The organism is Pseudoalteromonas translucida KMM 520, assembly GCF_001465295.1.
Lineage (GTDB): Bacteria > Pseudomonadota > Gammaproteobacteria > Enterobacterales > Alteromonadaceae > Pseudoalteromonas > Pseudoalteromonas translucida.
Map to the genome: position 1 here is coordinate 1,665,357 of NZ_CP011034.1, position 15,482 is coordinate 1,680,838.

13 protein-coding genes and 1 pseudogene are annotated in these 15,482 nt (G+C 42.7%); 3 read left to right on the top strand and 11 right to left on the bottom strand.

From position 1 onward, the window contains the following. Positions 1-99: 99 nt before the first annotated feature. Together PTRA_RS07860 and pxpB are read right to left on the bottom strand one after the other, a co-directional pair. On the bottom strand, positions 100-1,038 hold the full coding sequence (locus PTRA_RS07860) for a 5-oxoprolinase subunit C family protein (protein WP_058373345.1): 939 nt from the start codon (positions 1,036-1,038) through the stop codon (positions 100-102). Next, positions 1,035-1,697: a 5-oxoprolinase subunit PxpB gene (pxpB, locus tag PTRA_RS07865; protein ID WP_058373346.1), complete on the bottom strand. Its 663-nt coding sequence runs from the start codon at positions 1,695-1,697 to the stop codon at positions 1,035-1,037. Before pxpB ends, PTRA_RS07860 begins: the two co-directional genes overlap by 4 nt. Positions 1,698-1,947: 250 nt before the next feature. Between pxpB and msrA the strand changes: the two genes are divergently transcribed. Then, positions 1,948-3,231: a peptide-methionine (S)-S-oxide reductase MsrA gene (msrA, locus tag PTRA_RS07870; RefSeq protein ID WP_058373347.1), complete on the top strand. Its 1,284-nt coding sequence runs from the start codon at positions 1,948-1,950 to the stop codon at positions 3,229-3,231. A gap of 187 nt (positions 3,232-3,418) precedes the next feature. Here the strand turns inward: msrA and PTRA_RS19245 are convergent. The 9 genes and pseudogenes from PTRA_RS19245 to PTRA_RS07910 all read right to left on the bottom strand — a co-directional run. Further along, a pseudogene (locus PTRA_RS19245) lies at positions 3,419-3,600 on the bottom strand (LysR family transcriptional regulator); the annotation flags it as partial. Between the two features lie 313 nt (positions 3,601-3,913). Beyond that, positions 3,914-4,570: a 3-oxoacid CoA-transferase subunit B gene (locus PTRA_RS07875; protein ID WP_058373348.1), complete on the bottom strand. Its 657-nt coding sequence runs from the start codon at positions 4,568-4,570 to the stop codon at positions 3,914-3,916. 17 nt (positions 4,571-4,587) lie between these two features. Continuing rightward, positions 4,588-5,286: a CoA transferase subunit A gene (locus PTRA_RS07880; protein ID WP_058373349.1), complete on the bottom strand. Its 699-nt coding sequence runs from the start codon at positions 5,284-5,286 to the stop codon at positions 4,588-4,590. Between the two features lie 88 nt (positions 5,287-5,374). After that, complete coding sequence (locus PTRA_RS07885; RefSeq protein WP_058373350.1) at positions 5,375-6,271, bottom strand: hydroxymethylglutaryl-CoA lyase; 897 nt, start codon at positions 6,269-6,271, stop codon at positions 5,375-5,377. Beyond that, positions 6,271-8,277 (bottom strand): acetyl/propionyl/methylcrotonyl-CoA carboxylase subunit alpha, encoded by a 2,007-nt coding sequence (locus tag PTRA_RS07890; RefSeq protein WP_058374565.1) that lies wholly within the window; start codon positions 8,275-8,277, stop codon positions 6,271-6,273. Before PTRA_RS07890 ends, PTRA_RS07885 begins: the two co-directional genes overlap by 1 nt. Positions 8,278-8,285: 8 nt before the next feature. Beyond that, the gene (locus tag PTRA_RS07895; protein WP_011328130.1) at positions 8,286-9,056 is read right to left on the bottom strand and encodes an enoyl-CoA hydratase/isomerase family protein; all 771 of its coding nucleotides are present in this window, start codon (positions 9,054-9,056) and stop codon (positions 8,286-8,288) included. A gap of 12 nt (positions 9,057-9,068) precedes the next feature. Beyond that, on the bottom strand, positions 9,069-10,676 hold the full coding sequence (locus tag PTRA_RS07900) for a carboxyl transferase domain-containing protein (protein ID WP_058373351.1): 1,608 nt from the start codon (positions 10,674-10,676) through the stop codon (positions 9,069-9,071). Between the two features lie 10 nt (positions 10,677-10,686). After that, positions 10,687-11,862: an isovaleryl-CoA dehydrogenase gene (locus PTRA_RS07905; protein WP_011328132.1), complete on the bottom strand. Its 1,176-nt coding sequence runs from the start codon at positions 11,860-11,862 to the stop codon at positions 10,687-10,689. Between the two features lie 39 nt (positions 11,863-11,901). Beyond that, positions 11,902-12,336: a MerR family transcriptional regulator gene (locus PTRA_RS07910; RefSeq protein WP_011328133.1), complete on the bottom strand. Its 435-nt coding sequence runs from the start codon at positions 12,334-12,336 to the stop codon at positions 11,902-11,904. Positions 12,337-12,666: 330 nt separating this feature from the next. On the opposite strand from PTRA_RS07910, the gene PTRA_RS07915 reads away from it, so the two are divergent. Both PTRA_RS07915 and PTRA_RS07920 read left to right on the top strand, forming a co-directional pair. After that, complete coding sequence (locus PTRA_RS07915; RefSeq protein WP_058373352.1) at positions 12,667-13,848, top strand: thiolase family protein; 1,182 nt, start codon at positions 12,667-12,669, stop codon at positions 13,846-13,848. Positions 13,849-13,931: 83 nt separating this feature from the next. Next, positions 13,932-15,422: a CoA-acylating methylmalonate-semialdehyde dehydrogenase gene (locus PTRA_RS07920; RefSeq protein ID WP_011328135.1), complete on the top strand. Its 1,491-nt coding sequence runs from the start codon at positions 13,932-13,934 to the stop codon at positions 15,420-15,422. The last annotated feature ends 60 nt before the right edge of the window (positions 15,423-15,482 follow it).

Sequence of the window (15,482 nt, forward strand, 5' to 3'; positions counted from 1 at the left end):
CGCTATACATTAAATAATATTAACGGCGAGTAAGGTTACTGCCGTAGGAATTTGTACTTTTATTACACGGTATCTACCTTTAAATCGAGCATAACCTCTTTATTTTTTATTATTGCTATTATTTAGTGCCAAACTGAGCTGATATAAATGAGCATTTTGTTTATGTTGGGCTGTGCGTGCTTGCTCTAAGGTTACATACTCAAATTCTATATTATCGGCTGCTCTAAACTGTGCAAATTGATGTAAGTCAGCACTGATCACTGTACCTAGTAGCGGATAGCCACCGGTAGTTTGGGCATCATTAAGTAATACTATGGGCTCTCCGTTGGGGGGCAGTTGTATGCTCCCTGGGTTTACAGCCACAGAAGGTAATGAATGTGTGTGCATCAGGTTATCTGCATTATTTACTAACCTTACGCCCATTCTATTGCTGTTAGGGCTGGCTTTAAATTTACCTGAAGTAAAACTATGCAAAAGTGTTTTACCTAATAACTTTGCGTACGGGCTAGGGTGCAAGCGGATAATTTTACGCTGCGGCGGAGCAAGAGCCCCTGTTTTTATAAAAGGGCCATTAAAAGGCTTAATTGGGATGCAGTCACCACTGTTGAGTGCTTTGCCATCGAGCCCACCAAAGCATGCATTTAAATCAGTTGATCGGGAGCCCATTATTAGCGGGCACTGCACGCCACCTTTTACTGCAATATATGCTCTTAAACCGGCTCGTCCTATAGCAAAGCTTAATACTTGTTTATTTTTAATAGCGTATGTCCAACCAGGGTAAATAGATTGATCATCAAGCTTTGCTTGCAAATCTGCGCCTTGAATGGCAATGACAGTATCGCAGTTAAATTCAAGCTCACATAAGCCCACAGTTACTTCAAGCACCGCATCGTTGTCGTTATTACCAAGTAGCCGATTAGCTATTAATTGTGCACAGGGGTCTAAACTGCCTGCTTTACTTACTCCTAAATGACGATAGCCAATTCGGCCAAAATCTTGAATAGTGAGTTGTACGCCTGGTTTTAGTACTTTTATCATGCGCCTGCTCCTTGATTTTTTAGCGCTACAAACTCAAGGGTATCGCCTGGTTGCATTAAGCAAGGCTGCGAACGAGTGCTGTTAAATAATGTGGTATTTGTGTGGCCAATAATATGCCAGCCACCGGGAGTGTCGCTAGGGTAAATACCGGTTTGGGCAGCGCCAATAGCCACCGCGCCTTTTGGTACTTTAATGCGAGGCTCAGCGCGCCTTGGCGTATGTAGGCGTGTATCTAAACCATGTAAATAAGCAAACCCGGGCTGAAAGCCTAAAAACAAAACATGGTACTGAGCTTGGCTATGTATACTAATTACCTCATCAATACTTAAATTATGAAAGCTGGCTACATAAGCAAGATCTTCACCCTCGTATAGGGTTTCTATTAAATGGTGTTTACCAGTAAAAGCACTGCTTTTAAGCTCATCCCATAACAATGGCAATGCCTCTAGCCATTTAGTTAACCCCGCAGATGACTTTAAATACAAGGTGAGGGAGTTCATCCCCGCAACTAAGTCGGTAAACTCTGCCGTGTTTTTACAGTGCGCTGCTAAAGCCCAAATCTTCTTTTGTATAGTTAATACATTGTTTGCATCTAAATGTGCTGCATCTATTAATAAACTATTGTTACTAAGTGCATAAATGGTAGGAGCCGAACTCATAAAACAAACCTGTTAATACAACATATTTCAAAGCTAACATAGTTCTATTGATTTATTTACCCATTGCGACCAGCAAAATGGATTAAGAGATAAAATATAAACCTTATAGGCCGCTCACTCGTATTTAATTACTTACCAAGTTGAAATAATAATTCAACAGGTAAGGTCTTTATTAAAGCCTGTTACTATTTTTTGTTGAAAATACATTCGCAACAGTAACCGGCCTTAGCATTTATTTATGAGGTAGTTTATGTCGCATCAGGGTTTAATTTATTTATCTAGCGTTGCTATTTTATTTAGCGCAAGCAGCGTTGCTTTATCAATGGAAAAAGTAGTGCAAAGTAATGTTCAAGCGACTATGCACGTAGAAACGCTAGTACTTGGCTCAGGTTGCTTTTGGGGTGCTGAAAAGCGCTACGAAGCACTTAATGGTGTTATTGATGCTGAGTCAGGTTATGCCGATGGAAACGGCTTTAAAGCTACTTACAGCAATATAACCAGTCAATCACGCCGCTTTGACGAGGACAATTACGCCGAAGTTGTACAAGTTACCTATAACAGTAATATTATTAGCGCAAAGGAGCTACTCGAAAACTACTTTGAAAGCCACGACCCAACACAAAAAAATCGCCAAGGTAACGATATAGGTACTCAGTATCGCTCAATTGTTTTAACCACCACTATTGAGCAAGCAAAAGTAGCAAAGCAAGTTAAATCGCAATATCAACAACTGCTTACACAAGCAGAATACGGTACTATTGCAACTATCATTAAGCCACTTAACACTTTTTATGCAGCTGAAGAATATCATCAAAATTATTTAGAAAAAAATCCAAATGGCTATTGCCCTGATCACTCAACTGGCGTGGTGTTTAACAAAAAAGCGCCCGAACAAGTAGATAACTCCGCTTTATTAATGGGTAAACAAATAGTGGTATTAGACTCACGCGAATACTGCCCATACTGTGAAAAATTTAAAAGCACTGTAGCGAACGACTACAAAGGCAGTATTGCTATGAGCTTTCGCCACGCCGATCAACTCCAAGGTTTAACCATTAAGTCGGCAACGTGGGCAACCCCCACTATTTTATTTTTAGAAAATGGCACTGAAGTATACGGACGTCAAGGCTATGCAAGCCCAGAGGCATTTTACAAAGCCCTTGGCGCATTTAAACTAGGCGATAGTGAAGCCTATAAAGTTGCATTTAATTCAAAAACCGATCGCGCTTATTGCAAAGAATACAAAATTTTTAAAAATACACCCGATGGCACCTTTGTCGATAAGCTCAGTGGCGAGCCGTTATTTGATACACGCGATAGGTTTAACTCTGGAACTGGGTGGTTATCGTTTACGCATCCAATAAAAAGTAGCGTTACTGAACATGACGACAGTAGCTGGGGAATGACCCGCATTGAGCTGCGCTCTAAAAGTACTGGCATACACTTAGGGCATTTATTCCCCGGGGAAGGCCCTCGCGGTACAGACCGTTATTGTATAAACGCCACGGTACTTGAATTTATGCCAAGGGATTAAATAAAATACACTGACATATAAAAGCCCAGTAAAGTTAACTCTTACTGGGCTTTTTAATTAAGGCTTTAATTAACAGCAGTATTGAATTAATTTACAGACTTGGTTTGTGTGTTTTTAAAGTAGCTACAACCCACTTAGCAAATAAATCAAGCGAATTATTTACATTACTAGGCTCTTGTTGCACTAAATAGTACTTATCTTTAGTGGTAAGCGGGCGCTCGAATAGCGCTATACCAAGTTGCTTTTTAGTTGTTTAATTTGATGACTTACAGGCAAAGGAATTAAATACACTTCATTTACTGCATGCTTAAAGCTTAAACTTCGTGCCGCGAAGCAAAATGAGCGAAGACCACGTATAGGAGTTTGCATGTTTTCCAATATAAAGTTGTTTGAGTCGCCTATATAAGGCAATAACTGAACCAATTATTAAAATCAATAATATCAGAAGGTTGAAGTTTTTACTGCATTAAGTTCACAATAATGGTGCAACAAGGTAACAAGGTAACAAGGTAACAAGGTGGTGCAGGGCAGTTACAAGTTAGGACAAAATTTCAGCTTCTCAAAATAATAATAAAACCCAGAAAATAGGCAAAAAAAATCCCTCGTTAGAGGGATTTTGGGTAACTCAGCGCCATTGGCACTGGGAATGAGGTCGGTACAAGGTAAAGTTTAAACCTAGGGCTTAAAACACCATTTCTGGTACATCACCGTCAACAAGTAATTTACCTGCTGTTTTACTAATAATTTCATCTACAGATACGCCCGGAGCGCGCTCTAACAGATGAAATGCGCCGTCTTTAACTTCTAGTACGGCTAAATCTGTGACTATTTTTTTAACGCAATTAACGCCTGTAAGCGGTAATGTGCAGGCCTCTAATAGCTTTGAGTCGCCGTGCTTACTGGCGTGGGTCATGGTTACAATAATATTTTGTGCGCCTGCAACTAAGTCCATTGCGCCGCCCATGCCTTTAATTAGCTTTTTAGGGATCATCCACGACGCTATGCTACCGTTTTGATCTACCTCAAAAGCCCCCAGAACGGTTAAGTCTACATGACCACCGCGTATCATGGCAAAACTATCTGCACTATTAAATATGGCTGCACCTTTTGCAGCTGTCACGGTTTCTTTACCCGCGTTAATCATATCGGCGTCTAGCTCTGCTTTAGTTGGGTATGGTCCCATGCCTAACAAGCCATTTTCGGACTGTAACATAACTTCAATATCGTCTGGAACATAGTTTGCGACGAGTGTCGGAATTCCTATGCCTAAATTAACGTAATAGCCATCTTTAAGCTCTTGTGCAACGCGCATTGCTACTTGTTCACGTGATAATGCCATAATATTAATGCTCCTGCTTAATCTCGTGTGGTAACACGCTCAATGCGTTTTTCAAAGTTGCCTTTAATAACGCGGTTTACATAAATGCCTGGGGTATGAATTTGGCTTGGCTCAAGTTCACCCGGCTCTACAATTTCTTCCACTTCGGCTACCGTAATTTTACCAGCAGTTGCAGCAAGTGGATTAAAGTTCATAGCTGTATGGCGAAACACTAAATTACCAAAGCGGTCGGCTTTCCATGCTTTAACAATAGCAAATTCACCGGTTATCGACTCTTCTAAAATATAAGGGCGACCATTAAATTCTTTTACATCTTTACCCTCGGCAACAGGCGTACCGTAACCTGTTGCGGTGTAAAACGCTGGAATACCCGCACCACCAGCACGCATTTTTTCTGCCAATGTACCTTGTGGTGTAAGCTCTACGTCAATTTCACCACTGAGTAACTGTTGCTCAAATAGGGCGTTTTCGCCAACGTATGAGGCAATTACTTTTTTAATTTGTTTGTCTTGTAATAAAATGCCTAAACCAAAGTCATCAACACCGCAGTTATTAGACACCACAGTGAGCTCTTTGGTTTTCATTTGCTTAATTTGTTTAATTAAGCCCTCAGGAATACCACATAAACCAAAACCACCGGCAATTACGGTATCGCCGTCTTTTAATCCTGCCATTGCAGCTTCGTAACTAGAAACTACCTTATCAAATCCGGCCATGAGTCACTCCTCATTGTGTGCTTAAATTGTTTAACTAACTACATGATAGTTAGTTTATAAGTACTTTGTATAAAAATTATTTGGGATGTTATTTCGCTTGCAATGCAATCGACACTTTACTTACGGGTTGTTTGCCAAGCGCTTTTGTTATTTGCCATCCTGCATCACTAAGCCTTTGTAAATCAATTGCGTGCTCAATGCCAAGCCCTTGCAGTAAGTAAACTACGTCTTCGGTGGCAACATTTCCTGACGCCCCTTGAGCGTAAGGGCAACCACCAAGGCCTGCTACTGCCGCGTCAACCGTTGCTATACCTAAGTTTAGTGCCGCGTAAATATTTGTGAGCGCTTGGCCGTAAGTGTCATGAAAATGCACTGCAAGCTGCGACTTATCAATGTGCTGTAATAGTAAAGTAAGTAACTCAGTTACCTTTTTGGCTGTGCCTACACCTATGGTATCGCCAAGGCTTATTTCATAACAGCCCAGTGCGAGTAGCTTTTGGCTAACATAAAGTACAGCTTGAGGGTCTATTTCGCCTTCATATGGGCAACCTAAAACACAACTTACATAACCGCGTACACGAATGTTATGCGCTTTGGCAAATTCCATAACTTCGCTAAAGCGCTCAATACTTTGCTCAATACTGCAGTTAATGTTTTTTTGACAAAACGATTCGCTAGCCGCTGTAAATATGGCAAATTCTTTAATTCCAGCAGCATGCGCTGCTTGTGCGCCTTTTAAGTTAGGTGTTAACGCACTTAAGTTTACATCGGGCAAATTAAGAGCCGATATCACATCAGCTGAGTCTGCCATTTGCGGCACCCATTTAGGGGATACAAAAGCACCGGCTTCAATGTCTTTTAAACCCGCAGCAGCAAGCGCGTTAATAAGCGCTACTTTGTCGGCAGTGGTTACTGCTTTTTCGTTTTGTAGGCCATCGCGCGCGCCTACTTCAACAATACGTACTTTTTGCGGAAAAACGCTCATTATGCGCCTCCCTCAGCAGGGTCACTTGCAACTGTCGTATCTTCAACAATAGCCAATAACGCGCCATGGCTTACCAGTTCACCTTCGGCAAAACAATAGCTTTGTAAAATACCATCGTGCGGGGCATTGAGCGTATATTCCATTTTCATCGCTTCAATAATAACCACAGGATCACCTTTGGTAATGCTACTGCCAAGCTTAACTAAGTGTTTTACTACCGTACCATTTAGTGGTGCAGCTAAAGGCAGGGCATCGCTTTGATGATCGCTAATATAGTGTTTATTTACTAGCTCTAGGCGAGTTTGCAGTGCTTTGTGCATTACGGTGATCACGTTATTAACGCGACTTACGTGGGCTGTGTGTTTTTCGCCGTTTATAAATACACTACAAAGGCCATTATTTAAAGTGCCTTGAACATTAAATACGTGCTCATTATGGGTAATACTGTAGCCATTTTTCGTTTTAACCGCATTAAGGGTTAAATCAACAAACGCAATTTTAACGCTTTGCGGTGCATTAAGGGCAAAGCCACTTAGTTGTTGCCAAGGGCTTGCATTTGGCGCTTTGTCTTGGGTGCTAACTAACTGCTCTAAATAAGTAAAGGCTGCAATAAGCTGGCTTGCTTGGCGCAAAGATTGATCAACCGACACTAACGAATCGCCTTGCTCGGCAATAAAGTGAGTGCTAGGCGCGCCTTGTTTAAAGCTAGGGTGCACAGCTAAGTTATGTAAAAAGCCAATGTTAGTACTAAAGCCCGCTAAGTGAAATTGCTCAAGCGCGTGTTGTAAACGGCTCAGCGCTTGTTCGCGATTGTCATCATGCACAATTAACTTGGCTATCATGGGGTCGTAATATGGGCTAATTTCATCACCGGCTGCAATGCCAGTATCAATGCGCACAAACTCACTGTTTAGCGGGGTATAAAGTGCTTCAATTGTGCCTGAGCACGGAATAAACTCATTAGCAGGGTCTTCAGCGTAAATACGCGCTTCAAAGCTGTGGCCTTGCAATTTAATATCGGCTTGTTTGAGTGGCAGTGTTTGCCCGCCCGCAATATTAATTTGCCACGTAACTAAATCAACACCAGTAACCATTTCGGTAACCGGGTGCTCTACTTGCAGGCGCGTGTTCATTTCCATAAAGAAGAACTCATCGCCACACAGTAAAAATTCAACCGTACCTGCACCGCGATAGTTTATGGCAAGTGCACAACGTACCGCAGCTTCACCCATTTCTTTGCGCAACTTGTCTGATAAACCCGGGGCAGGGGCTTCTTCAATTACTTTTTGATGACGACGTTGCAACGAGCAATCACGATCGCCTAAATAAACACAGTTACCGTGGTTATCGGCAAACACTTGTACTTCTACGTGGCGTGGTTGGTTAACGTAGCGCTCTAGCAATACTAAGTCGTTACCAAAACCAGCAACGGCTTCACGCTGTGCGCCTTCAAGTGCGCTAATAAATTCATTGGCATGATTTACCACGCGCATGCCTTTACCGCCGCCACCAAATGCTGCTTTGATCAGTACCGGATAGCCAATTTTTTCGGCCTCTGCTTGTAAAAAAGCAGGATCTTGCTTGTCGCCATAATAACCAGGTACTAATGGCACATTAGCCGCGGCCATAATTTCTTTAGCACGCGTTTTAGAGCCCATTGCTTCAATGCTGCTTGCTGGTGGCCCAACAAATACAATATTATTTGCTTCACATGCGTTGGCAAACGTGCTGTTTTCAGACAAAAACCCATAACCAGGGTGAATACAATCTGCGCCGCTGTCTTTTGCTACTTGCAGTATTTTATCGGCAACTAAATACGAGTCTTTACTTGGCGCTGGGCCAATGTGGTAGGCTTCGTCAGCCATTTTTACATGCTGCGCGTGTTTATCAGCATCGGAATACACAGCAACTGTGGTTAAGCCCATTAATTTAGCACTGCGCATTATTCTGCATGCTATTTCACCACGGTTAGCAATGAGTATTTTTTGTAATTTATTTACGTTCATAATTAATCCTACAGTTGCCATTGTGGTGGACGTTTGTCAAAAAAAGCGCTTAAGCCTTCTTGGCCTTCATCCGATACACGAATTTTGGCAATACGATGAGCGGTAAGCTCAATTAGCTCATCGGTTATTTCTTTATTTGCTACATCGTTAATAAGTGCTTTTGCCGCTTTTACTGCAACCGGGCCATTATCAATCAATGTTTGCAGCATAGCGTCGAGTGCACATTCTAAATTACCGGTTACTTGATGAATTAACCCAAGTTGCTTAGCGGTATGCGCATCAAACACCTCGGCAGTTAAAAAGTATCTGCGCGCTGCACGCTCACCAATGGCTTTAATTACATAAGGGCTAATAACCGCAGGAATAAGCCCTAGCTTTACTTCGCTTAGGCAAAATTGTGCATTGTCTTGGCATATTGCAATGTCACAACAGGCAATTAAACCTAAAGCGCCGCCAAACGCAGCACCTTGCACGGCACAAATAGTAGGGTGCGGGCTTGTTGCTAACACTTGCATTAATTTAGCTAACTGCATTGAATCGGCTAAATTATCGTTAACATTGTTATCTGCCATCGATTTCATCCAGGCTAAATCGGCACCGGCTGAAAAATGTTTGCCCTCAGTTTTTAACACCAAGGCGCGAATATCGAGCGTATTAGCATGTTCAATACATTTTATAAGCTCTTGAATGACTTCGCTGTTAAATGCATTGCGTTTTTCTGGGCGGCTTAAAACGAGTACCGCCACATTTGATTTTGTTATTTGTAGAGTAACTGACATTTTGCGCTCCGATTACATTCTAAATACGCCAAATTTCGACTCTTGCACTGGTGCATTACTAGCGGCACTTAAGGCAAGTCCTAAAACGCTACGTGTGTCGGCAGGATCAATAATGCCGTCATCCCATAAGCGGGCACTGGCATAATACGGATGACCTTGCTCTTCGTACTGATCAATAATTGGCTGTTTAAAGTCACTTACCTCTTGCTCGCTCATGCTTTGGCCTTTACGGGCTAAACCGTCTTGCTTAACTTGCGTCATTACACCGGCTGCTTGCTCGCCGCCCATTACAGAAATACGCGCATTAGGCCACATCCACATCATGGTAGGTTCAAATGCACGGCCACACATGCCGTAATTACCTGCGCCATATGAGCCACCAATCAGTACGGTAAATTTAGGCACATCGGCACACGATACCGCCATAACCATTTTAGCGCCGTGTTTAGCTATACCTTCGGCTTCGTATTTTTTACCTACCATAAAGCCGGTTACGTTTTGTAAAAACACTAAAGGAATGTTGCGCTGCGTACATAGCTGAATAAAGTGCGCGCCTTTTTGCGCCGACTCACTAAATAAAATACCGTTGTTAGCGACTATACCAACGGGGTGGCCATAAATACTCGCAAATCCCGTTACTAGGGTTTCGCCAAAGTAGCGTTTAAATTCGTCAAACGACGAATCATCAACTGTGCGCGCTATTACTTCGCGTACATCAAATGGCTTTTTAAGATCGGTGCCAACAATGCCGTAAAGCTCGTTAATATCAAAACGAGGTGCTTTAACTTCCTCTAGCAACGGCGCAGTAGGGCGGGTGTAGTTAATACGCGCTATACATTGGCGCGCAATCGACAACGCATGTTCGTCATTTTGGGCGTAATGATCGGCAACCCCCGATGTTTTACAGTGCACGTCGGCACCACCAAGCTCTTCGGCGGTTACTACTTCACCGGTAGCAGCTTTAACAAGAGGCGGGCCCGCTAAAAATATAGTGCCTTGATCTTTTACAATGATACTTTCATCGGCCATGGCCGGTACATACGCCCCGCCTGCGGTACATAAACCCATAACCACTGCAATTTGTGGAATACCTTTACCCGACATACGCGCTTGGTTGTAAAATATACGGCCAAAATGCAGTTTATCTGGAAATACATCATCTTGCTCTGGCAAGTTTGCACCGCCTGAGTCAACTAAATAAATGCAGGGTAAATGGCAACGCTCAGCAATATCTTGCGCGCGTAAATGCTTTTTAACCGTTAGCGGAAAGTAAGTACCGCCTTTAACCGTAGCATCGTTCGCAATAATCATGCATTCAACACCTTTAACACGGCCAATACCGGCTACTACACCAGCACACGCAATTTCTTGCTCGTAAACACCAAAGGCGGCAAATTGCGAAATTTCTAAAAACGGCGAACCTTCGTCAATTAAGGTACTAATACGGTCGCGTACAAATAATTTACCGCGGCCTTCGTGGCGCTCTTTTAATGCAGCGCCGCCACCTTGGCTAATGGTTGCCACTTTATTACGTAAATCATCTACCAACGCCGACATATTTTTATGGTTTTGTACAAACGTTGGATCGTGAGGATTAACGCTCGATGTTAAAATCGTCATTATTTAATCCTTAACGGCTTTCAGTGAAAAGTTCGCGGCCAATTAGCATACGGCGTATTTCTGAGGTACCTGCACCAATTTCATATAATTTAGCATCACGTAGTAGGCGGCCCGTTGCGTATTCGTTTATGTAACCATTGCCACCTAAAATTTGAATTGCATCTAGCGCCATTTTAGTTGCCAGCTCTGCTGCATATAAAATAGCACCGGCAGCATCTTTACGGGTGGTTTCACCGCGATCACACGAGCGAGCCACTGTATATACATACGAGCGCGCGGCGTTCATTTGCGTATACATGTCGGCTACTTTGCCTTGAATTAACTGAAACTGACCAATAGGTGTATCAAACTGTTTACGCTCATGAATATAAGGTACAACAATATCCATACACGCTTGCATAATACCCAGTGGGCCTGCTGCAAGCACTACGCGCTCGTAGTCTAGGCCGCTCATTAATACCTTAACGCCTTCGTTTAAGTTACCTAAAATATTTTCTTCGGGTACTTCGCAGTTTTCAAATACCAGTTCACACGTATTTGAGCCTCGCATACCAAGTTTGTCGAGCTTTTGTGCGGTTGAAAAACCAGGAAAGTCGCTCTCTACAATAAATGCAGTAATACCTTTTGCGCCGGCTGTTAAATCGGTTTTAGCGTAAATAACTAAAGTATGCGCATCTGGACCATTGGTGATCCACATTTTATTACCGTTTAAAATGTACTTATCGCCTTTTTTCTCGGCTTTAAGCTTCATTGAAACTACGTCAGACCCCGCATTTGGCTCGCTCATAGCAAGGGCACCAATGTGCTCACCGCTAATAAGCTTAGGCAAGTATTTTTCTTTTTGGGCTTGCGTGCCATTACGGTTAATTTGGTTTACACACAGGTTTGAATGCGCACCATAGCTTAGGCCAATAGAAGCACTTGCACGGCTAATTTCTTCCATGGCAATAACATGCTCTAAATAACCTAAACCAGCACCGCCAAATTCTTCAGCTACTGTCATTCCCAGTAAACCCATTTCGCCCATTTGTGGCCAAAGTTGATTTGGGAAAGCGTTATCAAGGTCAGTTTTTTCGGCTAGTGGGGCAATTTCTTGGCTGGCAAAGCTGTTTACATGTCCGCGGATCATATCGGCGGTTTCGCCAAGGCCAAAGTTCATTTCTTTATATAGTGAAATAGTGCTCATGATTCATTCCTGTGTGATTGATTAAGTTAATACCGCGTATTACTCATCTATTTTATTAAGTGTGTCGCGGCAACGGCGCTCGGCTGTTACCAATTCCATAAGAACAACTTTAATGTCGTCCATTTGTTGTGATAGGTCGGCTTTTTTCTCGCTAATAAGGTCCAGCATAGTTACCAGTTGCTTAGCACTTGATTTGTCGGCGTCGTAAAGTTCAAACAAACGTCCTGTTTCTGCCAGCGTAAAACCTAAGCGTTTACCACGTAAAATTAATTTTAAGCGTACTTTATCGCGTTTAGAGTAAATACGGGTTTGGCCATTTCTACTTGGCGTAACAAGCCCTTGGTCTTCATAAAAGCGGATAGAGCGGGTGGTAATGTCAAACTCCTTTGCGAGCTCGCTAATACTAAAAGTTTGTTCATTATTGGCAGGCACAGTGGCCGACGTTGCAAAGCTTGTTTGATTATCTGGTTTCATAATAGTGTTTTACCTCATTCGAAGAACCCCAATATAAGTGAAGTTTACGTAAAGGTAAAGCAAGATGTTTGTGTAATACTTTAGACTAATGAAAATGGCGAGTAAACTTTCATTAAAGTTAGGCTTTAAAGCCTGCGCAGGCGTTTTTACTGAAGTGTAATGAAACATAATACAAATAAGTTTACAGTTTTTACAGTCAACTAAAAGTTGATTTTAGATTTACGTTGGCGTAAACGTAAATATTATGTATGCTCGTAAACAGATTATAAATAAATTGTTTGGCTCAGCGCATTTAATTGCACGGTGCCAATTACTAAATGGAGCCTTTTTATGACTACTGAAGCCGTTGTTATTGTAGCAGCAAAACGCACCCCTATGGGTGGATTTATGGGCGCACTTAATGATGCGCAATCAACTGAGCTGGGGGCAACCGCTATTGCTAGTGCATTAGCAGAAACAGGCCTAAGCACAGATGCAATTGATGAAGTAATTATGGGCTGTGTATTACCCGCTGGTGTAGGCCAAGCGCCTGCTCGTCAAGCAATGTTAAAAGCAGGCCTAGCACTTAGCACTGGCGCTACCACTATAAATAAAGTGTGTGGCTCGGGCTTAAAAGCGGCAATGTTGGCACATGATCTAATTAAAGCGGGCTCTATTAATTCAGCAGTAGCTGGTGGCATGGAAAGTATGAGTAATGCACCGTACTTTATTCCTAAAGCACGTGGCGGCATGCGCATGGGACATGGCGAAATTAAAGATCACATGATGAGCGATGGCCTTGAAGATGCTTACGACAACAAAGCAATGGGTTGTTTTGCACAAGACACCGCCGATGAATACGGTATTGGCCGTGAACAAATGGATAACTTTGCACTAAGCTCGCTAACCAAAGCAAAAGCCGCAATTGAAAACGGCAGCTTTAATAACGAAGTTGCACCGCACACTATGCAAACACGCAAAGGCGACGTTACCGTTGCCATTGACGAGCAACCAGGTAACGCCCGCCCAGAAAAAATTCCGAGCCTACGTGCCGCATTTAAAAAAGACGGCACTATTACAGCCGCTAACTCATCGTCAATTTCAGACGGTGGCGCAGCACTTATTTTAATGAGCGAGTCAAAAGCTAAAGAGCAGGGCTTAACCCCGCTTTGTAAAATTGTAGCGCACAGCACGCATTCTCAAAAACCAAGCGAATTTACAGTAGCGCCAGTGGGCGCAATGAACAAGGTACTAGAAAAAGCCGGTTGGACTACAGACGATGTTGACCTGTGGGAAATTAACGAAGCGTTTGCCATGGTTACTATGCTTGCTATTAACGAGCTTAAACTAGATGAAAGCAAAGTAAACGTAAATGGCGGTGCTTGTGCATTGGGCCACCCAATTGGTGCAAGCGGCGCACGTATTTTAGTAACGCTTATTCATGCACTTAAAAATCGCGGTCTTAAAAAAGGCGTAGCGTCTTTATGTATTGGTGGCGGTGAAGCCGTTGCCATGGCAGTAGAAGCACTTTAATTTTTATCACAAAATAATAATCAATGCAGCGCTAATTATAATAATAAAGCTGCACTAACACTCTTATAAAACAGGATTTAATTATGCACCAAGTACCACTACTGATTAACGGCGAATTTATTCAATCAAGCTCAAAAGAACTTATTGACGTAATAAACCCAGCCAACCAAGAAGTGCTAGCTCAAGTACCTTGCACCACAGACGCAGAAATGGACGCAGCTATTGCCTCGGCTTCAGAAACGTTTAAAACGTGGAAAGATGTGCCAATTACTGAACGTGCGCGCATTATGATGAAATACGCTGCGCTATTAAAAGAGCACCACGATGAGCTTGCCACTATTATTTGTCATGAGCTGGGTAAAACCTTTGAAGACGCTAAAGGCGACGTATGGCGTGGCATTGAAGTAGTTGAGCAAGCGGCTAACGCACCGTCATTAATGATGGGTGAAACCATGGAAAACGTAGCGCGTAAAATCGATACGTATTCTTACATGCAACCATTAGGTGTGTGTGCGGGTATTACGCCGTTTAACTTTCCGGCAATGATCCCATTGTGGATGTTTCCGCTGGCAATTGTGTGTGGTAACACCTTTATTTTAAAACCGTCTGAGCAAGATCCACTTACACCAATGCGCTTAGCTGAGTTATTTATGGAAGCTGGCGCGCCAAAAGGCGTGTTACAAGTAGTACATGGTACAAAACCACAAGTAGATCGCATACTAGAGGATAAAGCAGTACGCGCTATTTCGTTTGTTGGCTCGTGTGGCGTTGGCGCTTATATTTATTCAAAAGGCACAGCAAACCTTAAACGTGTACAAGCGTGTGTGGGTGCTAAAAACCACATGGTTATTATGCCAGATGCCAGCAAATCGCATGTTGTAAATAACTTAGTTGGCGCGTCGGTTGGTGCAGCTGGCCAGCGTTGTATGGGTATTTCGGTTGCGGTATTTGTTGGCCAAGCAAAAGACTGGGTTGATGAAATTAAAGCAGGTTTTGAAGGTGTACGCCCAGGCGTATGGGATGATGCAGGTGCAGCGTATGGCCCGCAAACGTCACCAGCTGCCAAAGCACGTATTTTATCGCTTATTGCCGGTGGTAAAGAGCAAGGTGCTAAATGTTTAATTGACGGCTCAAACTTTACGGTTGAAGGCTACGAGCAAGGTAACTGGGTAGGCCCAACATTGTTTACCGATGTTACTAAAGACATGGACTTATATAAAGAAGAAATTTTTGGTCCAGTACTGGCGTGTATGTTTGTAGATACATTAGATGAAGCCATTGCCCTAATAAACGACAGCCCATATGGTAACGGCACATCGCTGTTTACCTCAAGCGGCGCAGTTGCACGTAAGTTCCAACACGAAATTGAAGTAGGCCAAGTAGGTATTAACGTGCCAATTCCGGTGCCACTGCCGTTCTTTTCGTTTACTGGTTGGAAAGGCTCGTTTTATGGCGACACTCACACTTATGGTAAGCAAGGTATTCGTTTTTATACCGAAACTAAAACCATTACTTCACGTTGGTTTGAAGACGACATAGCGTCGGGTCCAAATATGAGCATTAACTTAAAGTAATTACTCATAATAAATAGTTTAAAAAAGCATAATTAATAATAAAGAAGGGCACGAAGGTAA